This is a genomic window from Demequina zhanjiangensis (genome assembly GCF_030418315.1).
GTDB classification, from domain to species: Bacteria; Actinomycetota; Actinomycetes; order Actinomycetales; family Demequinaceae; genus Demequina; species Demequina zhanjiangensis.
Genome location: NZ_JAUHPV010000001.1, coordinates 545,305 through 567,730, shown reverse-complemented (window position 1 = coordinate 567,730; position 22,426 = coordinate 545,305). Strand labels below are relative to the sequence as shown.

The window sequence follows — 22,426 nt, the reverse complement described above, 5'->3', positions numbered from 1 at the left end:
GCGGCGCGGACGCCGCGCCCATCCCATTCACCTTTCAGAAGGAGGAACAGCCATGCCTCGTATCGGTTTCATCGTCGGCTCCATCGCCGAGGGCTCCATCAACCGCAAGGTCGCACAGGCCGTCGCCACCATGCTCCCCGAGGGCTACGAGGCCGAGTTCCTCGACCTCTCCGAGCTCCCCATCTACAACTACGAGCTCGACGGCGACTTCCCCGCCGTGGGCCGCGCCTGGAAGGACTCGATCGAGGCCGTCGACGGCGTCATCATCGTCACCCCCGAGTACTCGCGCTCGATCCCCGGCGTGCTCAAGAACGCGCTCGACTGGGCCGCCCGCCCGTGGGGCCAGAACTCCTTCACCGGCAAGCCCGTCGCCGTCATGGGCGCGTCGATCTCCGCCGCCGGCACCGCCATGGCGCAGCAGCACCTGCGCAACATCCTCGCGCACTTCAACGCGCCCACCATGGGCCAGCCGGAGACCTTCTTCCACTACAACCCCGACGCTTTCGCCGCTGACGGATCGCTCCAGGACGAGGCCGCTGCCGCCGTCCTGCGTGGCTTCGCCGAGGCCGCTGCGGCGCACGTCTCCAAGTTCGCCACGGAGACCGTCTCCGCGTAAGACATCCCCGCGCCGCCCGAACCCCCGGACGGCACGGAGACCCGGCGCGCGTCACTGGCGCGCCGCACACGAAGGTCCCCGCCGACGCGATCGGCGGGGACCTTCGTGCATTCCCGAGGCGTCACACGCACGACCCGGAGCAGCCGAAGGAATGCGCAGGGCGACCCGAGCCTTGAAGAGGACATGACTCTCTGGTGGGCCCGACGCGACCTGCGCCTCCATGACAACCCTGCACTGCTCGAGGCTCAGGCCGACAGCCCCGCAGCGATGGTCTTCCCCTGGGGGCCGGCGCTCCACTTCTGGTCAGGCCGCCGCCGCGCGCACCTTGCGCGCGTCCTGTGGAGCCTGCGCGAGGACTCGGGTGGCGCCCTCGCGGTGCGCCGGGGCCCCGCAGCCGAGCTGCTGCTCGCGGCGGCGCAGGAGTCCGATGCCCGCGTCGTCTGGGCGCAGCGCGAGTTCAGCCCGGCCGGGGTGCGCGAGCAGGACGAGGTCAAGGCGGCGCTGGAGGCCGACGGCAGAGAGCTGCGGTTCGTGGGCAGCCCCTACGCGGTGGCGCCCGGTCGCGTGGTCAAGGGCGACGGATCGCCCTATCAGGTCTTCACCCCGTTCTCCCACGCCTGGCGCGAGCACGGCTGGCGCGCCCCCGCCGCTGCGGCGGATGTCGAGGCCCTCCGACCTCTCGACTCGGACGTCTCGCTCGACCAGGAGGCGGCGCACGGCGACGCTGAGGACCCCCTCGAGGCCCGTCACGAGTTCCGCGAGACCCAGATCCTGGACGATCTGCGCGCGTTCGTCGAAGGCGACCTCGCCCGCTACAAGGACGAGCGCGACCGCCCCGACCTGGACTCGACCTCCCACCTGTCGGTACCCCTCGCCTATGGCCAGGTGCATCCGCGCACGATCCTGGCCGCTACGGAGAAGGTGCGCCACGACGCAGCGCGCACCTTCGAGTCCGAGGTCGCATGGCGTGAGTTCCACGCCGACGTGCTCCACCATCACCCGCGGGGACAGAAGGAGTCGCTGACGCCCGCGCTTCCGGACGACGCATGGACGACGGGACGTGAGGCCGACGAGTCGTTCGGCGCATGGCGACGAGGCGAGACGGGGTTCCCGCTCGTGGACGCCGGCATGCGCCAGCTCGCCGCGACCGGCCAGATGCACAACCGGGTACGGATGGTCGTCGCGAGCTTCCTGGTGAAGGACCTCCACCTGCCGTGGCAGCGAGGCGCCGACCACTTCCGCAAGGCGCTGCTGGACTACGACCACTCGCAGAACCAGCTCAACTGGCAGTGGGTCGCGGGCACGGGCCGCGACGCGGCGCCCTTCTTCCGGATCTTCAACCCCGAGACGCAGGCGGCCAAGTTCGATCCCGACCGGCGCTACGTGCGCCGCTGGATCCCAGAGCTCGACACGCCCGGCTATCCGATGCCCATGGTGGACCACAAGGCTGAACGCGAGGTCTCGCTCGCTCATATGAAGCGCGGAAAAGGCGCATCAAAGGGATGATCGGCGCATTCGCCTACACCATTCCTCGCGAAATCTCTGTGGCGTGACTCACATTCGCTGGAAGATGCCGTTACTTTGGTGTCATGGCATATGACGAGGTGGACAGCTGGCTGGCCCACTACGACAACCCGATGCGTGATGTCGTGCAGCGGGTCCGCCTCATCCTGCTGTCCGCCGACGATCGCATCGAAGAATGCATCAAGTGGAAGACGCCCACCTTCACCTACAAGGGGAATCTGGCGTCGTTCTTCCCCAACTCCCGCAACCACGCGACGCTCATGTTCCACCATGGCGCCCTGATCCCCGGGAAGTACCCGCACCTCGAAGGCAGCGGCAAGGCGGGCAGGGTCATGAAGATCGCGTCGATCGCCGAGGCCGAGGAGTACCGCGAGGAGATCTGCGACATCGTCGCCGCCTGGATCGCGTGGCGCGACGCCGCCGAGCAGGCGAAGGCCGCCTCCTGACGCAGGTTCCGCTGCCCGTCCCGCAGCGCGGCCCACGCGGAGCCGTCAGCGCGCGGCTGTGCCGGTCATCACCGCATTGACCGGAGGTCGCCCCTCCCGAAGCGCCTCGACCTGACGGTGCACCAGATCCGTGTACCGCCGATTCGTCAGCACCTCGAACCCCGCGATGTGCGGGGTGATCAGGCAGTGGGGCGCCGTCCAGAGCGGGTGGCCCTCCGGGAGCGGCTCAGGGTCCGTCACGTCGAGCGCCGCGTGCAGCCTCCCTGACTCCAGCTCTGCGAGCAGCGCCTCAGTGTCCACCACCCTGCCGCGGCCCACGTTGATGAGCAGCGCGCCGTCGGGCATCGCTGCGAGGAACTCGGCGTCCACCAGCCTGTCCGTCGTCTCGTCATGGGGCGTGACGATCACGACCAGGTCGAAGTCGGGCAGAAGCGACTGCAGATCGGAGACGGCATGCACCGTGGTGCCGTCGGGCGCGATCCGCGCCGAGCGCGCCACTCCCTCGACGTGCATCTCGAAGGCCCTGAAGCGCGAGGCGATGGCCGCGCCGATAGAGCCGTAGCCGACGATCAGCGCACGCGAGTCCGCGAGCGCGGGCGTCCACGGATCCTGCTCCCACACTCCCCTGCGCTGCGCATCGATGAACTGCGGCAGCCGCCGTCGGGACGCGAGCGCGAGGCCGACAGTCATCTCGGCGACCCGGGTGTCGTGCACCCCTCGCGCATTGGCGAGCACGACGCCGTCCGGGACGAGCCCCGCGACGTGCTCGTACCCGGCGCTCGGGATCTGGATCACCTTGAGGTTCCGGCATTGGCCCATGCGTCCGTACACGCGCCGACCGCCGTGAAGGTGGGGCAGGCAGACGAGGTCGATCCTGTCGCGCTCGGCCTCGGGCGCGTCGGACTCCTTGGGGCTCCACTGGACGACTCGTACGTCGTCACCCATCTGCCCGAGGGCGTCGGCGACTTCCTGGTCAGGCACGGCGACGGTGATCATGCGGCAAGTCTGGCACGGGCGGGGCGGCGATCCACTCGCACGCGGCACCTGGGCCCTCGTCTACCTGCACCAGGCGCGATGCTCGCGCGGCGATGAGTCAGGCGGCGCGCCTGAGCGCTGCGACGCGTTCGGCGAGCTGCGCAGGGTCGCGCAGGTAGGCGAGCATGAACACCTCGGCCGCGCCGACCAGGTGGACCCGCGACCCAAGCGCGGCACGCACGATCTGAAGGCCGCCGGACATGGGTGCGAAGGAGTCCGCGGCGACGGCGGCGGCGACCCGTTCGGGCTCTGCGGCCACGAGGGAGCCGAGCGCTCCACCCAGCACGACGACGGAGGGGTTGAAGATCGAGGCGAGGTCGCCGATCGCTCCCGCGAGAATGCCGATCTGACGGTCGAGCTCGGCCTCCACCTCCGGACGCCCCCGGGCGTCGGCGATCTCCTTGTCCAGGTCGGGCAGGTCGACCTCGTCCTTGCCCAGCGCGGCCATGAGACGCCTCAGGTTGACCTCCGTCTCGAGGCACCCGGTGCGTCCGCAGTGACAATGCTCCCGGCCGCCGTCCACACGGGTGTGCCCGAACTCGCCGCCGTAGCCGTCACGACCGCGCAGCGTCGCGCCGCTCGAGATCGCTCCCCCGCCGATGCCGGAGTACGAGCCGTTGAGGTACACGAGGTCCGCGATTCCGCGCCCGGCGCCGAAGACCGCTTCCGCGACCGTGGCGACGCGCGCGTCGTTCCGCACCTGGACGGGCAGCCCGAGCGCCTCGGAGAGCATCGCCCCGAACGGGACGTCGTGCCAGTCCATGTGAGGCGCGTCGACGACCACGCCGTCGGCCGCGCGGACCAGGCCAGGGACGGCACATCCTGCGCCGACGATGACGACGGGCTCCTGAAGCGAGGCGAGGAGCTCCGAGACGAGCTCGCCCACCAGAGCGATGATCTCGTCGGGTCGCGCGTGGCCGCCGGTGGAGCGTCGAAGCCGGCCGAGGAGCGAGCCTCCCAGGCCGATGACTCCGACGGTGACAGCGTCGAGGTCGGGGTAGACCGCGAGGGCGGCGACGTCGCGCGCGGGATAGACGTGGGCGCTCGGCCGTCCGCGACCTGTGTGCTCGGAGGGCGAGACCTCGTGCACGAGCTCGCCCTCGACGAGCTCGGCGACGACCTTGAGGACCGTGGAGCGGTTGAGCCCGGTGAGGCGGGTGAGCTCGGCGCGGGTGACCCCCGGGCGATGGTGGACCGCGGTGAGGATGGCCGAGAGGTTGTGGCGTCGCGTGTCCTCGGGACCGGAACCGTGGCCCGGGACGAGCACGCCTCCGGGGAGCGCGGCGGGCGTGGCGGGCATGACGCCGGGAGCCGTGGTGGGAGCGAGCTCTGCGTCGGTCACCTCGTGGTCCTTCCTGCGCGTCGGGGCCGCGGGGACGGGCGTCGGCGGCTTCGTCGATCCTAGGGCTCACCGTTTGACACGGGACCCCCTCGATGTTTAAGTTTACAGCATCAACTATTGATCGACGAAGATCGGAGCACGACCATGGCGCCCACCCCCACCCCCGAGGACAGGTTCTCCTTCGGACTGTGGACCTTCGGATGGACCGCGGCGGACCCCTTCGGTGGTCCCACGCGCGCCCCGCTGGACACCGTCAAGGCGGTGCACAAGCTCAAGGAGCTCGGTGCCTGGGGAATGACCTTCCACGACGACGACCTGTTCCCGTTCGGCTCCACCGACGCCCAGCGCCAGAAGGCGATCGACGACCTCAAGCAGGCGTGCGCCGACACCGGCATCGTCATCGAGATGGTCACCACCAACCTCTTCTCGCACCCCGTCTTCAAGGACGGCGGCTTCACCTCCAACGACCGCTCCGTGCGCCGCTTCGCCCTGCGCAAGGTGCTGCGCAACATCGACCTCGCCGCCGAGCTCGGCGCCGAGACCTTCGTGATGTGGGGCGGCCGTGAGGGCGCCGAGTACGACAGTGCCAAGGACATCAACTCCGCGCTCGACCGCTACCGCGAGGCCGCGAACCTGCTCGCCCAGTACGTGCTCGACAAGGGCTACAACATCAAGTTCGCGATCGAGCCGAAGCCGAACGAGCCCCGCGGCGACATCCTGCTGCCCACCGTCGGCCACGCGATGGCGTTCATCAACACGCTCGACCACCCCGAGCTCGTCGGCCTCAACCCCGAGGTGGGCCACGAGCAGATGGCCGGCCTGAACTTCACCGCGGGCATCGCGCAGGCGCTCGACCACGGCAAGCTGTTCCACATCGACCTCAACGGTCAGCGCGGCATCAAGTACGACCAGGACCTCGTCTTCGGCCACGGCGACCTGCACAACGCCTTCTCGCTCGTGGACCTGCTCGAGCACGGCTCCGCGAACGGCGGCCCCAAGTACGACGGCCCCCGCCACTTCGACTACAAGCCCTCGCGCACCGAGGACGAGACCGGCGTGTGGGAGTCCGTGAAGGCGAACATGAGCATGTACCTGCTGCTCAAGGAGCGCGCCCAGGCCTTCCGTGCCGACCCCGAGGTCCAGGAGGCGCTCGAGGCAGCCAAGGTCTACGAGCTCGGCACCACCACCCTTGCCGAGGGTGAGACCACCGCCGACCTGCTCGCCGACCGCAGCGCCTTCGAGGACTACGACGCCGAGGCGCACTTCAACGGCAAGGGCTACGGCTTCGTCCGCCTCCAGCAGCTCGCCTCCGAGCACCTCATGGGCGCCCGCGGCTAGCCACCCCTGCCCCGGGGCGCGCGTCCTCCTTCATGGCGCGCCCCGGCACGGGTCGGGCCCCGGCGCCTCTCCAGCCGGGGCCCGACCTGCTTCTCCACCCCAGATATCCCCTGCAGGAAACTGACGACCTCCCCTCCTCCCGAAAGGACCCGCGATGACCCTCGTCGCCGGAGTCGACTCCTCGACCCAGAGCTGCAAGGTGGTCGTGCGCGACCTCGAGACCGGAGCAGTCGTCCGCACCGGACGCGCCTCGCACCCTGACGGCACGTCGGTGGACCCGCAGGCATGGTGGGACGCGCTCGTCACCGCCATCGCGGACGCGGGCGGGCTCGCGGACGTCGCGGCCGTCTCGATCGGGGGCCAGCAGCACGGCATGGTCGCGCTCGACGCCGAGGGGTACGTGGTGCGCGATGCCCTGCTCTGGAACGACACCCGCTCCTCCGGCGCCGCCGCGGACCTCATCTCCGAGTTCGGCGCGGACGCCCTCGCCGCCCGCACGGGCCTCGTGCCCGTCGCCTCCTTCACCTCGACCAAGCTCCGCTGGCTGCGTGACGCCGAGCCCGAGAACGCCGCGAGCGTCGCCGCCGTCGCGCTCCCCCACGACTGGCTGACCTGGCGCCTGCGCGGCTTCGGCCCCGAGGACCAGTCGCCGCTCGGCCCCGTCCTTGAGGAGCTGACGACCGACCGCTCCGACGTCTCCGGCACCGGCTACTGGAACCCCGCCACCGGCGAGTACGACCGCGACCTCCTCATCGCCGCGCTCGGCCACGACGCCGTGGTGCCGCGGGTGCTCGGCGCCGGGGAGAGAGCCGGCACCGGGATCGTCGACACCGCCGCCGCCGACGGCTCCCTTCTGGCCGACGTCGTCGTGGGCCCCGGCGCGGGCGACAACGCCGCCGCGGGCCTGGGGCTCGGCGCCGTCTCCGGTGACGTGGTCGTCTCGCTCGGCACCTCGGGCACCGTCTTCGCCGTCACCGAGCGCACCAGCGAGGACCCGTCGGGAATCGTCGCCGGCTTCGCCTCCGCGTCGGGCGAGTACCTGCCGCTCGTGTGCACCCTCAACGCCGCCCGCGTCCTGGACGCCTTCGCGCGAGTGCTGGGCGTCGACCACGACGAGCTCGGCCGACTCGCCCTCGAGGCGCAGCCGGGCGCAGGCGGCGCGGTGCTCGTGCCCTACTTCGAGGGCGAGCGCACCCCGAACCTTCCCGACGCCACCGCCACGCTCTTCGGGCTCACCCTTCTCTCCACCACGCGGGAGAACCTCGCACGCGCCGCAGTCGAGGGCATGCTGTGCGCCCTGGCCGACGGCGTCGAGGCGATCCTCGCGCAGGGCGTCGAGGCGAGGCGCCTGCTACTCGTCGGCGGCGCCGCCCAGAACCCGGCTGTCCAGGCCATCGCAGCCCAGGTGTTCGGCGTGCCGGTCGAGATCCCCACGCCTGGCGAGTACGTCGCCGCAGGCGCGGCGGTCCAGGCCGCCTGGGCGCTCACCGGGGCTCGGCCCGAGTGGCCCATCGAGGTCGTCGCAGCGCCTCCCGTCGACCACAGGCCGCTCATCCTCGAGCGCTACCGCGTCGCCGCAGGCACCTACTCGGCCTGACCGTCTCCTCACTCTCCCAGGCGCACCCCCGACACACCCTCAGGGTGCCCCCTACGGCGGATGCCGTACACCGAACACTCCGTCAGGCCGATGTGCGCTGACACGCGCACGCGAGAGCCTTCCGATATCACCGCTTCGGAAGGAACCTCACATGAGCCAGATCAGCCTGCAGGAGAAGTACGTCACCCTGCCTCCCCGCAGCAGCTCGCGCCTGCGGCTCGAGGACGGGACTCCCCCGCGCTTCACCGCTCCCACGGGTGACGCGCCCCACGACACGGCGACGGCCGACGACGCTCTGCCCGCCTCCGGTGTGCGCAAGGGGCCGCTCGCATGGCTGCGCGCCGTGGGCGCCGCGATCGCATGGACCGTGCGCGCGGTGGGAGTCGTGGTCGGCATCACGGCCGCCGCGATCTCCGTGGGCGTCCTGGTCGCCGTCCAGCGGATCCTCCACCTGGGCTGACGCCGCGGCATCGCCGGCGCGCGGCAGCGCCCGTCGGCACCGGGACACGGACCACCCGGCCGCTCACCCCTCCACGCCCCTTCTCACCAGGCGCGACGGCCAGGACCGCGCGTATCGTCGGCTCAGGGGGTCCATGGCGACCCACGCTTTGGGGGTCGCGACATGAGCATCACCTTCCTGCTCGAAGCCGTCGTCGTGCTCGGCGCGATCGTGCTCGGCACCCGTGCGAGCGGCGTCGGCGTCGGCATCTGGGGCGGCGTCGGCACCTTCGTGCTGGTCTTCGGCTTCGGAGAGGCGCCAGGCGCCGCGCCGGGCGCCGCCATGGCGATCATCCTGGGCGTGGTCACGAGCGCCGCGCTCATGCAGGCGGCCGGCGGCATCGACTGGATGGTCGCGGTCGCGGCGAGGGTGATCGAGAAGCGGCCCAAGCAGATCACCCTGATCGCGCCGCTCACGGCATTCCTGTTCACTGCGGGCGCCGGCACCGGGAACATCGTCTACCCGCTCCTGCCGGTCGTGTACGACGTCGCCTACAAGAACGGGATCCGCCCGTCGAAGCCGCTCACCGTGACGGTGGTGCAATCCGGGATCGCGCTCGCCGCCTCGCCCGTGTCAGCCGCGATGGCGGCGATGCTCACCCTCACCGACGTGGCACCGTACGACCTGGGACTCGCGAGCATCCTGGCGATCACCTTCCCGGCATGCGTCGTCGGCATCGTCGTGACGTCGCTCGTGGTGAACCGCATGGGCAAGGACGTGGACGACGACCCGGAGATCCAGGCCCGCATCGCGGACGGGAGGCTCGCGCCTCGCGAGCACAGGGGCGACGGCACCTCCGCCGCCGCTCAGCTCACGTACACGGCGCAGGGAAGGAACTCGGCGGTCGTGTTCCTCCTGGGAGTGCTGGCGATCGTGCTGTTCGGCATCTTCCCCGACCTTCGCCCGGCGGGCGTGGACATGACGACGACGATCGTGCTGGTGATGCTCGTGATCGGAGCGCTGATCATCCTGATCGGCAGGCCGAAGGTCGCGTCGGTGCCCGACCAGTCGGTGTTCAAGGCGGGCATGACGGCCGCGATCGCCCTGTTCGGCATCGCGTGGCTCACCGCGACGTTCATCCAGGCGCACGAGGAGTACATCGTCACCACCGTCGGCGGCTGGGTGACCGACTTCCGCTTCATCTTCGCGGTCGCCGTGTTCCTCGTGGCGGCCATGACCACGAGCCAGTCGACGGCGACGCGCACCATCGTGCCGATCGGGCTCGCCGCAGGGCTGCCGGTCGGCGTCGCGACGGGCATGTGGGCGGGGGCGCTCGGAGGCGTGTACACGCTACCTGCGAACGGCCCCCAGATCGCGGCCGCGAACTTCGACCAGACCGGCTCCACACGGCTCGGCAGCAAGCTGCTGGACCACAGCTTCTTCGTGCCGATGCTGATCCTCTGCGTCACGACGGTGGCGGTAGGTTCGATCATCGGAGCGTTCTTCTGACCTGCGCCCTGCGCGCCACCCGACTCACGAAAGGCACCACCATGACCTCACCCGACGTCAAGGCCACCGTCCACGCCCTCATGCCGAGCGTCGTCGCGGACCTCGAGGAGCTCATCGCGATCCCGTCGATCTCGTTCCCCGGCTACGACGCGGAGCCGGTGCACCGCATGGCGGAGCGGACGCTCGAGAAGTTCCGGATGGCGGGCTTCACCGATGCGCGCTTCATGGACGTGCCGTCCGGCTACCCGCCGATCTACGGGGAGATCCCTGGACCTGAGGGGGCGCCCACCGTCGTCCTCTACGCCCACTACGACGTGCAGCCCGCCCTCGAGTCGCAGGGGTGGACGTCCGACCCGTGGACCCCCACCCGCAAGGAGGACGGCCGCATCTACGGCCGTGGCGCGTCGGACGACAAGAGCGGCCTGGTCACCCACCTGGGGATGATGCGCTACTTCGGTGGGAAGCCGCCGGTGACGCTGCGTCTGATCCTCGAGGGCATGGAGGAGACGGAGAGCAACCTTGAGGAGTTCGTGGAGACGAACCCTGAGCTGTTCGAGTGCGACCTGTTCGTGATCTGCGACATGGGCAACATCCGCGTGGGCGACCCGGTGATGACGACCGCGCTTCGCGGAGACGTCTCGTGCACGGTGACGGTCCGCACCCTTGAGCACCCGCTGCATTCCGGCGTCTTCGGCGGCGCCGCGCCCGACGCGATGATGGCCCTCGCACGCCTGCTCACCACCCTCCAGGACGACGCGGGCGACGTGGCGATCGACGGCGTCACCAAGGGTCCGTGGGAGGGCGCGGACCTGAGCGAGGACGACTTCCGCGCCATGGCCGACATGCTGCCTGGCGTCGATCTGATCGGCACCGGCACCGTCGCGGACCGGCTGTGGGCCAAGCCCTCGATCAACGCGATCGGCATCGACACCACGAGCATCGCCGACTCCTCCAACGTGATCCACCCTCAGGCGAGCGCCAAGATCTCGATGCGCATCGTCCCTGGCAGCGACCCGAAGAAGGAGCTCGCGGCGCTGGTCGCGCACCTCGAGTCGCACGCGCCGTGGGGCGCCCAGGTGGAGGTCACTCCCATGAAGGCGGCACCCCCGTACCGCGTCAGGACTGACGGCCCGGGCTACGCCGCCGCCCGCGCGGCGATGGCCGAGGCGTTCGGCAAGGCGTGCGACGAGGCCGGCTCTGGAGGCTCGATCCCCCTGCTGCAGACCCTCGAGGATGCCTCCCCCAGCGCTGAGTTCGTGCTGTGGGGGCCCGAGGACACGGCGCAGGCGCGCATCCACGCGTCCGACGAGAGCGTGGACCCCGAGGAGATCGAGCGGATGATCGTCGCGCAGGTCCTTCTGCTGGAGAAGCTCGCGGAGGGCTGACGTCACCTGCGTGGGGCGCCGACGCGCTGCCTCGCCGCCCCACGCAGGTGACGGTCGCGGGCCACGGTGTTTCCTGACGCTGAGTGAACCCTTCACCCTCCACGAATTTTACTTGTACGTTTAACCATTTACCATGGTGGCATCATCGGCCGGCAGCCCCCGCCGGCCACGACCGACCCCGGAGGTCTCCATGGCAAAGAAGAAGCAGAGCTGGCAGGCGCAGGCCGCGCTTGCGAAGGCCCGCGCGGAGCAGGAGCGCAAGGCGCGTCGCACCCGCGTCGTCACCTGGGGCGTGGTCGGCGTCGTCGTCGCCGGCCTCGTCGTGGGCGCCGGCGTCGTGATCGGTGGCGCCGCACAGGATCAGGCCGAGATCGCTGAGGCCGCCGAGTCCCCCATCCCGGGCGTCGAGGAGACTCCCGACCAGAGCGCGAACCACGTGCCCGCGCTGCCCGAGCCCGTGGCGTCGGCCCCCGGCACCCTGCTCCCGCCCACCGGCGGCGAGCACGACCCGGTCTGGCTCAACTGCGGCGTCTACAACGAGCCGGTCCCCACCTTCAACGCCGTGCACTCGCTTGAGCACGGCGCCGTCTGGGTGACCTACATGCCCGGCCTCGCCGAGTCCGAGGTGGCCGCCCTCGAGGACGCCGTCGCGCCGTACGACTTCACGGTGCTGAGCCCCTTCGAGGAGCTCGCCGCGCCGATCGTCCTCACCGCCTGGGGCGTCCAGCTCGAGCTCGACGACACCAGCGACGAGCGCCTCGAGACGTTCCTCGCGAAGTACGTGCTCGGCGAGCAGACGCCGGAGCTCGGCGCCTCGTGCGTGGGCGGAATCGGCAACCCCGCCTGACGCCAGCCGCTCCACGACGCCGAGGCCCGGCCCGCGCGACACCCCTCACCCGAGGGGACGTGCAGGCCGGGCCTCGGCGCGTCTCGCGCGTCAGGCCACCTGGTCCGGTGCAAGGCTCACACGACGCAGCAGCTGGGCGTTCGCCGCGACGATGATCGTCGACAGGCTCATCGCCACCGCCGCGATCGCGGGCGGCATGGTGATGCCGATCGGAGCCAGCACACCCGCCGCCACCGGGATGGCGATCACGTTGTAGCCCGTCGCCCACGCCAGGTTCTGACGCATCTTGCGATACGTCGCCTTGGACAGCGCGATCGCGCCGAGCACGCCCCTCGGATCGGACGACGCGAGCACCAGCCCCGCGGCCTCCATCGCCACATCCGTGCCGGCGCCGATCGCCACCCCCACATCGGCGCGGGCGAGCGCAGGGGCGTCGTTCACGCCGTCGCCGACCATCGCGACGCGGCGTCCCTTGTCCTGCAGGTCACCCACCGCCTTGTCCTTGTCCTCAGGCAGCACCTCCGCGAAGACCTCGTCGATGCCGAGCTCGCCTGCGACCGAGTCCGCCACCGCGCGCGAGTCGCCGGTGAGGAGCGCCACGGACACTCCGCGCGCATGGAGCGCATCGACCGCCGCACGCGACTCCTCGCGGATCGGGTCGGCCGTGGTGAAAGCACCGACCACCTCGTCCCCGACGATCACGTACAGCACGGCGCCACCGCCCTCGCGCCAGCCCTGAGCGGCCTCAGAGAGCCCCTCGGGCTCCGAGACGCCGAGCTCCTCGAGCAGGGCGGGGCCGCCCACGGCCACCCGGTCACCGTCAACCGTCGCGCGCACTCCGCGCCCTGGCAGCGTCTCCACGTCCGAGGCCGCCGGCACCTCCGCCTCGGCCTCATGCGCCGCCTCCACCACCGCGCGTCCGACGGGGTGCTCCGAGTCGGACTCGACGGCCGCGGCGAGCGCCAGCATGCGTGCCTCGTCCCAGCCGTCGACGACGGCGGTGTCGGTCAGCCTGTGCGTCCCCTCGGTCAGCGTGCCGGTCTTGTCGAACAGCACGGCGTCGATCTGGCGCATCTGCTCGAGCGCGCCGGCATCCTTGATCAGGATTCCCTGCTTGGCGGAGACGGACGTCGAGATCGCGACCACGAGCGGGATCGCCAGTCCGAGCGCGTGAGGGCAGGCCACCACGAGCACCGAGACGGCGCGGACCAGGCCCGTTCCGGGCTCGCCCATCACAAGGTGCACCAAGAACGTCAGCACGGCCGCAGCGAGTGCGATGTAGAAGAGCCAGGCGGCGGCACGATCCGCAAGCCTGCGCGTCCCCGAGCGCGACTCCTGAGCCTCGGTCACCATGCGCTGGATGCCCGCGAGCGCCGTGTCGTCGCCGATCGCCGTGACGGTCACGCGCAGCGACCCGTCGGTGGCGACGGTGCCGGCGACCACGCGGTCGCCCTCGCCTCGCCTCACGGGCGCCGACTCCCCCGTCACCATCGACTCGTCCATGCTGGCCTCGCCGGAGGCGATGTCACCGTCCGCCGGAACGCGACCCCCTGGGCGCACCACGACGGTGTCGCCCTCGGCAAGATCCGACACCGAGACATGCTCGGTGCCGCTGTCCGTCACGCGCTCGGCGTCGTCGGGAAGCAGCTCCGCGAGCGCCTGAAGCGCGCCCTGCGCCTGCCCGACCGCCTTCATCTCCTGCCAGTGGCCCAGCAGCATCACCACGATCAGCGTCGCGAGCTCCCACCAGAAGTCGAGGTCGGCGAAGCCGAGCGTCGTCGCCACGGAGGCTCCGAACGCGACCGTGATCGCGAGCGAGATCAGCGTCATCATGCCCGGGCGTCGGTCACGGATCTCATCCCGCCAGGCCATGCTCAGGAACGGGCGGCCGCCCCACGCGAAGATGACCGTTCCCAGGATCGGCGGGATCCAGCCGCTCAGCGGCAGGTCGTAGCCGAACCACCCCTCGACCGTGGTGGAGAACGCGATGACGGGCACCGCGAGGATCAGGTTGCCCCAGAAGTAGCGCCGGAACATCTCGGCGTGGCCTGAGTGATCGGTGTGGCCCGCGTGGGCGCCGCCGTGGTCGCCGTGGGCGTCGTGACCGCTGTCGTGGTCGCCGCGGTCATCGCGACCGGCATGCTCACCGTGCCCTGACTGCTCCGTGCGCTCCTCCGCGTCCTGCGCGGAGCTGGCGCCGTGCGCCATGTCGTGAGTCATGAGAACCTCCTGGTTGCGTCAACGCCACCAGGCTAGAGATTCCATCCCGCTGGAAGGTCAAGACCCTTGCGGAGGTCAGGGCGCCTGCGCGGTCGTGCCGCGCACCACGAGCTCGGTCGGCATGCGCACATGGTCGGCGCCGTCACGGCCGGCGAGGATCCTCAGCAGCATCTCCATGGCGGCGAAGCCCATCGCCTGGAGCGGCTGGCGCACCGTGGTGAGCCCCCTGGGCAGCATCGACGCCTCGGGCACGTCGTCGAAGCCGATCACCGAGAGGCGCTCGGGCACCAGCACCCCGTTCTCCTCCGCGACCTCGATCACGCGCAGCGCCATCACGTCGTTGGAGACGAAGAGGGCGGTGGGCGGCTCAGGCTGCGCGAGCAGCGCGCGCGCCGCCTCGCCTGCGAGCTTGGGCTCGTAGCGTGCGTAGACCACGAGCGAGTCGTCCACGGGCAGGCCCGCATCCTCCATCGCGGCGCGGAAGCCGGCCTCGCGCAACCGCGACGTGCCGAGGTCCTTGCGCCCTCCGATGAAGCCGATGCGGCGGTGGCCGAGCCCGATGAGGTGGGCGGTCCCCTCGCGCGCCCCGGCGAAGCTGTCGGAGTCGATGGTGGGCCCCTGGTTGGGGCCGTAGTGAGGGTCGACGGCGACGACGGGCACCGAGGTCGCGGCGTGCTGGACGGTGGGCGTGGCCATGACGGCGCCATCGACGAGCGTCCCGCCGAGCCGGCCGAGCGACTTGCGCTCCCACCCTTGGGACCAGCCTCCCGCGTGCGCGAGCAGCTCGTAGTCGGAGCCATGCGCCGCGCGCGCGGCGCCCTTGAGGAGCTCCGCGGCGTAGGGCTCGAAGTCGGCCACGAGGAAGCCGAGCACTCCGGTGCTCTTGCTTCGCAGACCCGAGGCCGAGAGGTTCGGCACATAGCCCAGCTCGTCGACGGCCCGCTGCACGCGCGCGATGGTGTGCGATCCGACGCCGTAGCGACCGTTGACCACCTTCGAGACGGTCGCGATCGACACCCCGGCGAGCGCGGCGACGTCGGCGAGCTTGACCCTTCCCTCAGCTTCCATGACTCGAACTATAACGGTGATGTCACGAAAACGAAAACGTTATTGAAAACGTTTGACGACACCCGGTCCCCCGTCGAGACTCGGGGTTGCCGGTTCACGTCAAAGAAGACTGAAAGGAACACCATGGCGCATTCACGACGCCTCGCGGCAGGCATCGCCGCGCTCACCTCCACGGCACTGCTCCTCGCCGCCTGCTCGGGCGAATCCGAGGACCCGGCTGCCAGCGGCAGCGACGGAGGCGGGGACGCCCAGGTCACCCTCACGTGGTGGCACAACGGCACAGGAGAGCCTCTCAACGGTTACTGGCAGTCCGTCGCCGACGCCTTCATGGCGGAGAACCCGAACGTCACAGTGGACGTGCAGGCGTACCAGAACGAGGAGCTGCAGCGGACGCTCATCCCGAACGCCCTGCGGTCCAACGACCCGCCGGACCTCTTCCAGCAGTGGGGCGCGGGCGAGCTCGCCGCCCAGGTCGAGGCCGGCTACATCATGGACGTCACCGACGATGTCGCCGACATCGTCGACGGCATCGCCGCCGTCAGCCCCTGGCAGATCGACGGCAAGACCTACGGCCTCCCGTTCTCGTTCGGCATCGAGGGCTTCTGGTACAACACGGAGCTCTTCGACCAGGCGGGCATCACCGAGACGCCCGAGACGCTCGACGACCTGTACGACGCGATCGACGCGCTCAAGGCCGCCGACATCACGCCCATCGCCGTCGGCGCAGGCGACTCGTGGCCCGCCGCGCACTACTGGTACAACTTCGCGCTCAAGGCCTGCTCTCCTGCCACGCTCGAGGCCGCTCAGGCGAACCTCGTGTTCGACGACCCATGCTTCGTGGACGCCGGCACCATGCTCCAGGAGTTCCTCGACTCGGAGCCGTTCCAGGAGGGCTACCTCGCCACCTCCGCCCAGCAGGGCGCAGGATCCTCGGCCGGTCTGCTCGCCAACGGCAACGCCGCGATGGAGCTCATGGGCCACTGGAACCCGGGCGTCATGGGAGGCCTCACCGAGTCCGGCGAGATCCCCGAGTTCCTCGGCTGGTTCAACTTCCCGTCCATCCCAGGCTCGGCAGGCGACCCCACCGCGGTGCTGGGCGGCGGAGACGGATTCTCCTGCTCCGCAGGCGCTCCGCCCGAGTGCGTCGACCTGCTGAGGTTCATCTCCTCGGTCGACAACCAGATCGCCTTCGGCGAGACCGGAGCCGGCGTGCCGGTGACGATGGGCTCGGAGGATGCGGTGGACCCGATCCTCGCGCAGGTGCTCGAGGGACGTAACTCCGCCACCTACACCCAGATGTGGCTCGACACGGCCTACGGTCCGAACGTCGGCGGTGCCATGAACGACGGCATCACGAACATGTTCGCCGGCCAGGCAAGCCCCGAGGACATCGTCCAGGGCATGCAGGACGCGGCGGCGAACCAGTAGCCATGGCAGTCACCACCATCGAGGCCGGGCCTGCGGAGATCTCCGCGGGCCCGGCCCCCGCCGCCCCGCGTCGGGCGTCCTGGCGCAAGTGGATCGAGATCACGGTCTTCGCCGGCCCGGCGCTGCTCGTCTACCTGACCTTCGTGTTCGTGCCCGTGGGCCTCGCGGCCTACTACAGCGTCTTCAACTGGAACGGCTACGGCCCCCTCGAGGACTTCATCGGGTTCGACAACTACGCGAGGGCGCTCACCGACTCGGTCTTCCTCAACTCGATCGTCCACAACCTGATCATCATGGTGGCGTCGCTGCTCGTGCAGGGGCCGCTCGCCATCGGCATCGCGCTGCTGCTCAACCGCCCGATGCGCGGGCGCACGTTCCTTCGGCTCGCCATCTTCGTGCCGTACGTGCTGAGCGAGGTCATCGCGGCGCTCGCCTGGCGGCTCATCCTGCAGCCCGACGGCGCGTTCGACTCCATGCTCGAATCGCTCGGCCTGGGCTCGGCCGCCCAGCTGTGGCTCGCCGACACGAGCATCGCGATGTGGACCCTGTTCGCGATCCTCTCCTGGAAGTACATCGGGCTCGCGATCGTGCTCTTCCTCGCCGGACTGCAAGGAGTCCCGCCCGAGCTCACCGAGGCCGCACAGATCGACGGCGCCACCTGGTGGCAGATCCAGCGCCACATCACGATCCCCCTGCTGGGACCCACCATCCGCATCTGGGCGTTCCTGTCGATCATCGGCTCGCTCCAGCTGTTCGACATGGTCTGGATCCTCACGGGCGGCGGGCCCGCGAACGCCACCTCCACCATGGCGACCTACATGATGCAGTTCGGCTTCCAGCGCTCCCAGCTGGGCTACGGAAGCGCCGTGGCCGTCATCCTCTTCTTCATCTCGCTGGCCATCGCCCTCGTCTACCAGCGCACCGTCATGCGCAGGGACCTCGAAGGCGCCGTCACGACAGGAGCGTCCTGATCATGACCGTCACCTCGTCACGCACCTCCTCACCCGACGCCGGCACCGCCCAGCAGCGCCGCAAGGTCCGCTGGAGCCAGCCGTTCGTCTACCTGATCGCGCTCGTGGTCGTCGGTGTGGCCGTCGCCCCTGTGGGCTACGTGATCCTGGGAGGCTTCCGCACCACCGCCCAGCTGAACAACGACCCCGCCGGCCTCCCCGACCCCGCGACGCTCGACAACTACCGGACCGTGCTCACCTCGGGCGCCTTCTGGCAGCAGGTCCTCAACTCGACGCTCGTCTCGCTCGGCACCACGCTCGGCGTGGTCCTGCTGGGCGTGATGGCCGCGTTCGTGATCGCACGCTACGAGTTCCGCGGCCGCCAGGCCCTGTACTCGCTCTTCACCGCAGGGCTGCTGTTCCCGCTCACCGTGGCGATCCTGCCGCTGTACCTGATGCTGCGGAACATGGGGCTGGACGGCTCGCTGCTCAGCGTCCTGATCCCGCAGGTCGCGTTCGCGCTGCCGATGACCGTGATCATCCTGGTGCCGTTCCTCAAGGCGATCCCGAACGAGCTCGAGGAGGCCTCCTTCATCGACGGCGCGACCCGCTTCGGCTTCTTCTGGAGGATCCTCCTGCCATTGTCTGGGCCCGGGCTGGTGACGGTCGGAGTGCTCGCGTTCGTCACGAGCTGGAACGCCTATCTGCTGCCGCTGCTGATGCTCGGCGGGGACCCGTCGTCGTTCACGCTGCCGCTGGGAGTGCAGGTGTTCTCCACGCAGTACTCGCAGGACACGGCGGCCGTGCTCGCCTTCACCTCCCTGGCGATGCTGCCCGCGCTGATCTTCTTCACGATGATGGAACGCCACATCGTGTCGGGCCTCTCGGGTGCGGTGAAGGGCTGACCATGACCTCCGCATGGCATCCCGGGGGCACGAATCCCGTGCTGCCGGGCTTCCACCCCGACCCCTCCGTCTGCCGGGTGGGCGAGTGGACGTACCTCGTCACCTCCACCTTCGAGTACCTGCCGGGCCTGCCCGTGCACCGCTCGAAGGACCTGGTGACGTGGGAGCCGGTCGGGCATGTCATCGATCGCGAAGGCATGCTCGACCTGAGCGGCGTGGCCGACTCGCGCGGGCTGTACGCCCCGACGATCCGACACGACGGCGAGCGCTTCTACGTGGTCTGCACCGTCGTCGGCGGTGACTCCCGCGAGGGGCACTTCGTGTGCGTCGCCGACGACCCCGCGGGGCCGTGGTCGGACCCGGTGTGGTGGGACGGCGTCGCGGGCATCGACCCGTCGCTGCTCTTCGACGGGGACGACGCGTGGTGCATGGGCACCCGGCTCGCCGCCGAGCCCACGCATCATGATCAGACCGAGGTCTGGGTGCGCCGCTTCGACACAGCCACGCTGACACCCGTCGGTGCGGAGACCGTGATCTGGACCGGAGCGCTCAAGGGAGCGATCTGGGCGGAGGGACCGCACCTGTACGGCAGGGACGACGGGTACCTGCTGCTCGCCGCGGAGGGCGGCACCGCGCACCACCATGCGGTGTGCGTCGCCAGGGCCGACGACGTCACCGGCCCCTACGTCGGCAATCCAGGCAACCCCGTGCTCACCCACCGCCATCTGGGCTCGGACTTCCCCGTCACCAACGTCGGGCACGCGGACCTTGTCGAGCTCGCCGACGGCTCCACGTGGGCGCTCCTCCTGGCGAGCCGCCCCGTGGACGGCGCCGACCTCCTCGGCCGCGAGACCTTCCTCGCGCCCGTCACCTGGGAGGAGGGCTGGCCCGTGCTCGCGCCCAGCGTCGGCATGCTGGAGCTCGACCCACCGACTCCGGCGGGACACCCCGTGCGACGGCCCCACAGCTTCCACGACACCTTCACCCGCGGCCTCGACGTCCGCTGGATCGCCGCGCGCCGGCTGCCGCAGCAGGTCGCCTCTCCAGGCGACGATGGGCTCACCTTCACCGCCCCCGGCGCCCTGCTCCACCGCGTCACCACGCTCGACGCCACGATCGAGGCGCTCGTCAGCGACGGGGCCGGCCTGCTGCTGCGCCACTCCGACGACGACTGCCTCCGCGTGGACATCGTCGGAGGCACCGCGACGGTCCGCGTCCTCGAAGGCGGCGCGGTCCACGAGGAGGCACGCGGAGGCGCCGCCGACCGCGCCCTGATCACCCTCAACCTTGCGGGCACCGAGGCGACCGTCGACGTCGACGGAACCGTCCTCGCCCGAGTCCCCCTCACGCACATGTGCGCCGCCCGCACCGCAGGATTCGTCGGCCTGACCGCCGGCCCCTCCGCGACCCGCGCCGGCGCCCGCGTGCTCGACTACCGCTTCACCTCACGCACCGCAGCGCCTTCCTCAGGAGGAGACGAATGACCGCCATCGACGACACGACCGCACGCTCCACCAAGGTGCAGGCTCTGATGTCGCGCATGACCCTCGACGAGAAGCTCGCCCAGATCGTCGGCTTCTGGGAGGGCGAGGAAGGCGACTCCGTCGCGCCCCTGCAAGGGGAGCTGTCGAGCACCGGACGGCTCGACGACGCCATGGAGCACGGGCTCGGCCACCTCACCCGCGTGTACGGCACCAACCCCGTCGACACCGATGAGCGCGCCGCCTACCTGTGGCAGCGCCAACGCTCGCTCGTCACCGGCACGCCGCTCGGCATCCCCGCGCTCGTCCATGAGGAGTGCCTCACCGGCCTGTCCTCATGGAAGGCCGCGACCTTCCCCGCGCCCCCGTCATGGGGCGCGAGCTTCGACCCTGAGCTCGTCGAGGAGATGGGCGCGCTGATCGGGCGGTCCATGCACGAGCTGGGCATCCACCAGGGGCTGGCCCCCGTGCTCGACGTGGTCCGCGACCCCCGCTGGGGGCGCGTCGAGGAGTGCATCGCCGAGGACCCGTACCTCGTGGGCGCGATCGGCACCGGCTACGTCAAGGGCATCCAGTCAGCAGGGGTGGATGCCACCCTCAAGCACTTCGTCGGGTACTCGGCCTCCCAGTCGGGACGCAACTTCGCCCCCGTCCACGCGGGCCGACGCGAGCTCCAGGACCAGCTGCTCGTGCCCTTCGAGATGGCTGTCCGCGACGGCGGCGTGCACTCGGTCATGCATTCGTACGCGGAGATCGACGGGCTTCCCGTCGCCGCGGACGACGCGCTCCTCACCGGAGTCCTCCGTGACGAGTGGGGATTCGACGGAGTGGTCGTGGCCGACTACTTCGGCGTCGCCTTCCTCCAGCTGCTGCACGGCATCGCCGCCGACCTCGGAGACGCCGCCGCCCAGGCGCTCGCAGCGGGTGTCGACATCGAGCTGCCGACGGGCGACGCCTACCTTGCGCCGCTCAAGGCCGCCGTCGAGTCCGGAGCCGTCCCTGAGTCCCTCGTGGATCGCGCGGTCGCCCGTGCGCTCGCGCAGAAGGAGAGGCTCGGGCTCCTGGACGAGACGTTCGAGGGCCCCTCGCCCACGGGCGTCGACCTCGACTCCCCCGCCCACCGCGATGTCGCACGCCGGCTCGCCGAGGAGTCCGTCGTGCTCGTCGCGAACGACGGCACGCTCCCGCTCGACCCGACCGACGCCACCGCCCGCGTCAGCGTCATCGGCCCGAACGCCGACCGCTTCGCCGCGCTCTTCGGCTGCTACTCCTTCGCGAACCACGTGCTCGCGCAGCGGCCCGGCGTGGAGCTCGGATTCGAGGCGCCCACGGTGCTCGAGGCGCTCGACGCCGCGCTCGCAGGCACCGTGACGCCTGCGCGCGGGTGCGCCGTCGACGATGACGACCGCTCCGGGTTCGATGAGGCTGTCACTCTTGCCTCAGAGTCCGACGTCGCGATCATGGTCATGGGCGATCACGCCGGCCTGTTCGGTCGAGGCACCTCGGGCGAGGGCTGCGACCGCGACGACCTCGAGCTCCCGGGCGTCCAGCGCGAGCTCGTGGAGGCGGTGCTCGCGACGGGCACCCCCGTCGTCCTCGTCCTCATGACCGGCCGACCGTACGCGGTGAGCTGGGCGCTCGACCGGTGCGCCGCCGTCGTCCAGACCTTCTTCCCCGGCGAGGAGGGCGCCGCCGCGGTCACCAGCGTGCTCACCGGCCGGGTGAACCCGTCCGGCAGGCTGCCGTTCTCGCTCCCCCGCTCGTCCGGCGCGCAGCCCTACACCTACCTGCACCCCCACCTGGGAGGCGACAGCGACGTCACCAACCTCTCCAGCGCGCCTGCCGCCTCGTTCGGGCACGGCCTGTCCTACACGTCGTTCACGCACACCGATCTCACCGCCGACGACGCCCCGACCGACGGCGCGATCGTGGCCCGCGTGACCGTCGCCAACACGGGAGACAGGGACGGCGACGAGGTGGTCCAGCTCTACGGTCGCGACGTGCTCGCGTCCGTCACGCGCCCCGTCGCCCAGCTGCTCGGGTTCGCGAGGGTCCAGGTCCCCGCGGGCGGCTCCGTCACCGTCGAGCTCACGGTCCCCACGACGCGACTCGCCTTCTCGGATCGCTCCTACACACGCGTCGTCGAGCCCGGGACGGTGGAGCTGTGGACCGGCACCGCGCGGGACCGGGAGGCCCAGACCGTCCTCGAGCTCACCGGCGACGTCCACCCGATCACCGGAGCCGACGCGAGGCTCAGCTCGGCGCGCGTCGTCGGCGCGTGAGCGTGACCGTCTCG

The 22,426-nt window shown here is 70.6% G+C and carries 18 protein-coding genes; 14 read left to right on the top strand and 4 right to left on the bottom strand.

The window, feature by feature from the left end:
- Positions 1-52: 52 nt before the first annotated feature.
- The 3 genes from QQX04_RS02625 to QQX04_RS02615 all read left to right on the top strand — a co-directional run bounded on the left by QQX04_RS02625 (position 53) and on the right by QQX04_RS02615 (position 2,586).
- Positions 53-616, top strand: a complete 564-nt coding sequence (locus QQX04_RS02625; protein WP_301125960.1) for an NADPH-dependent FMN reductase — start codon at positions 53-55, stop codon at positions 614-616.
- Between the two features lie 183 nt (positions 617-799).
- A complete protein-coding gene (locus tag QQX04_RS02620) occupies positions 800-2,122 on the top strand; it encodes a cryptochrome/photolyase family protein (protein ID WP_301125958.1) in 1,323 nt (440 codons plus the stop codon).
- An 83-nt stretch (positions 2,123-2,205) separates the two neighbouring features.
- Positions 2,206-2,586, top strand: coding sequence for a DUF1801 domain-containing protein (locus tag QQX04_RS02615; RefSeq protein WP_301125956.1), 381 nt, complete (start codon positions 2,206-2,208; stop codon positions 2,584-2,586).
- 45 nt (positions 2,587-2,631) lie between these two features.
- Here QQX04_RS02615 and QQX04_RS02610 read toward each other — a convergent pair whose 3' ends face one another.
- Together QQX04_RS02610 and QQX04_RS02605 are read right to left on the bottom strand one after the other, a co-directional pair.
- Complete coding sequence (locus QQX04_RS02610; RefSeq protein WP_301125954.1) at positions 2,632-3,582, bottom strand: 2-hydroxyacid dehydrogenase; 951 nt, start codon at positions 3,580-3,582, stop codon at positions 2,632-2,634.
- 97 nt (positions 3,583-3,679) lie between these two features.
- The gene (locus QQX04_RS02605; protein ID WP_301125952.1) at positions 3,680-4,963 is read right to left on the bottom strand and encodes an ROK family transcriptional regulator; all 1,284 of its coding nucleotides are present in this window, start codon (positions 4,961-4,963) and stop codon (positions 3,680-3,682) included.
- A gap of 144 nt (positions 4,964-5,107) precedes the next feature.
- On the opposite strand from QQX04_RS02605, the gene xylA reads away from it, so the two are divergent.
- The 6 genes from xylA (at position 5,108) to QQX04_RS02575 (ending at position 12,078) form a co-directional block, all read left to right on the top strand.
- Entirely contained in the window at positions 5,108-6,301 is a 1,194-nt protein-coding gene (xylA, locus tag QQX04_RS02600; RefSeq protein ID WP_301125950.1) for a xylose isomerase, read from the top strand.
- 154 nt (positions 6,302-6,455) lie between these two features.
- Positions 6,456-7,898 (top strand): xylulokinase, encoded by a 1,443-nt coding sequence (gene xylB / locus QQX04_RS02595; RefSeq protein WP_301125948.1) that lies wholly within the window; start codon positions 6,456-6,458, stop codon positions 7,896-7,898.
- Positions 7,899-8,049: 151 nt separating this feature from the next.
- On the top strand, positions 8,050-8,358 hold the full coding sequence (locus QQX04_RS02590; RefSeq protein WP_301125946.1) for a hypothetical protein: 309 nt from the start codon (positions 8,050-8,052) through the stop codon (positions 8,356-8,358).
- A gap of 162 nt (positions 8,359-8,520) precedes the next feature.
- Entirely contained in the window at positions 8,521-9,846 is a 1,326-nt protein-coding gene (locus tag QQX04_RS02585; RefSeq protein WP_301125944.1) for an anaerobic C4-dicarboxylate transporter family protein, read from the top strand.
- Between the two features lie 41 nt (positions 9,847-9,887).
- Positions 9,888-11,231: a M20/M25/M40 family metallo-hydrolase gene (locus QQX04_RS02580; RefSeq protein ID WP_301125942.1), complete on the top strand. Its 1,344-nt coding sequence runs from the start codon at positions 9,888-9,890 to the stop codon at positions 11,229-11,231.
- Between the two features lie 190 nt (positions 11,232-11,421).
- Complete coding sequence (locus QQX04_RS02575; RefSeq protein ID WP_301125940.1) at positions 11,422-12,078, top strand: thioredoxin-like domain-containing protein; 657 nt, start codon at positions 11,422-11,424, stop codon at positions 12,076-12,078.
- Between the two features lie 90 nt (positions 12,079-12,168).
- On the opposite strand, the gene QQX04_RS02570 is transcribed toward QQX04_RS02575, so the two are convergent.
- Both QQX04_RS02570 and QQX04_RS02565 read right to left on the bottom strand, forming a co-directional pair.
- Positions 12,169-14,298 carry a heavy metal translocating P-type ATPase gene (locus QQX04_RS02570; protein WP_301125938.1) on the bottom strand — a complete coding sequence of 710 codons (2,130 nt, stop codon included), beginning with the start codon at positions 14,296-14,298 and terminating at the stop codon, positions 12,169-12,171.
- Positions 14,299-14,373: 75 nt separating this feature from the next.
- The gene (locus tag QQX04_RS02565; RefSeq protein ID WP_301125936.1) at positions 14,374-15,366 is read right to left on the bottom strand and encodes a LacI family DNA-binding transcriptional regulator; all 993 of its coding nucleotides are present in this window, start codon (positions 15,364-15,366) and stop codon (positions 14,374-14,376) included.
- Between the two features lie 123 nt (positions 15,367-15,489).
- Between QQX04_RS02565 and QQX04_RS02560 the strand changes: the two genes are divergently transcribed.
- From QQX04_RS02560 to QQX04_RS02540, 5 genes are read left to right on the top strand one after another with little or no spacing between them, the layout of a single operon-like run.
- Positions 15,490-16,794, top strand: coding sequence for an ABC transporter substrate-binding protein (locus tag QQX04_RS02560; RefSeq protein ID WP_301125934.1), 1,305 nt, complete (start codon positions 15,490-15,492; stop codon positions 16,792-16,794).
- A gap of 2 nt (positions 16,795-16,796) precedes the next feature.
- Positions 16,797-17,765, top strand: coding sequence for a carbohydrate ABC transporter permease (locus tag QQX04_RS02555; protein WP_301125932.1), 969 nt, complete (start codon positions 16,797-16,799; stop codon positions 17,763-17,765).
- Positions 17,766-17,767: 2 nt separating this feature from the next.
- Positions 17,768-18,649: a carbohydrate ABC transporter permease gene (locus QQX04_RS02550; protein ID WP_301125930.1), complete on the top strand. Its 882-nt coding sequence runs from the start codon at positions 17,768-17,770 to the stop codon at positions 18,647-18,649.
- 2 nt (positions 18,650-18,651) lie between these two features.
- The gene (locus tag QQX04_RS02545) at positions 18,652-20,133 is read left to right on the top strand and encodes a glycoside hydrolase family 43 protein (RefSeq protein WP_301125928.1); all 1,482 of its coding nucleotides are present in this window, start codon (positions 18,652-18,654) and stop codon (positions 20,131-20,133) included.
- On the top strand, positions 20,130-22,412 hold the full coding sequence (locus QQX04_RS02540) for a beta-xylosidase/alpha-l-arabinosidase (RefSeq protein WP_301125927.1): 2,283 nt from the start codon (positions 20,130-20,132) through the stop codon (positions 22,410-22,412). The genes QQX04_RS02545 and QQX04_RS02540 overlap by 4 nt, the downstream gene beginning before the upstream one ends.
- Positions 22,413-22,426: the final 14 nt, after the last annotated feature.